At 60.7% G+C, this 415-nt stretch carries 1 protein-coding gene; it reads left to right on the top strand.

Annotated elements, in window-relative coordinates; all coding sequences use genetic code 11:
* Window positions 1-272 precede the first annotated feature (272 nt).
* Window positions 273-415 (top strand): GntR family transcriptional regulator (locus tag KJQ96_RS38790; protein ID WP_213291198.1); only part of this gene is annotated, 143 nt, incomplete at its 3' end.

The following is a 415-nucleotide window of genomic DNA, read 5'->3' as shown; positions in this document are numbered from 1 at the left end:
CGCACCGGACCGCCGCTGGCAACACGCTTGGCAATGTCCGCGGCATATTCGGCGAAGATGATCGGGCCAAGGCCTTGATCGTAATAGTGCGGGATGCTGCCCGTGAAACTCGCGGCGTTGTTGTTGTTGTCCATGATCATCCTCCGATCCCGCCAAGTATAGCCTGCCGGGCGCCCTGCAACTGTGAGTCCTCCCACAAGCCCTTGACGGCGCCAGGGCCGGTCGCTAACTTCTGAATTCGGAATTCCGTATTCCAAATGGAACAGCCCGGCATGATCCCGTTAGATCCGCTTCCCAACCTGATTGACCAGGTCTATGCCCGGATTCTCGAGGCGATTACCGACCGCACGCTGCCGCCCGGGCATCGCATCCGGCAGAACGAGCTTGCGGAGAAGCTCGGCGTTTCGCGCCAACC

The sequence above is a fragment of the Bradyrhizobium sp. sGM-13 genome, from assembly GCF_018398875.1.
GTDB lineage: Bacteria > Pseudomonadota > Alphaproteobacteria > Rhizobiales > Xanthobacteraceae > Bradyrhizobium.
The sequence above is the reverse complement of the archived record's forward strand: the minus strand, read 5'-3'. Positions and strand labels throughout refer to the sequence as shown.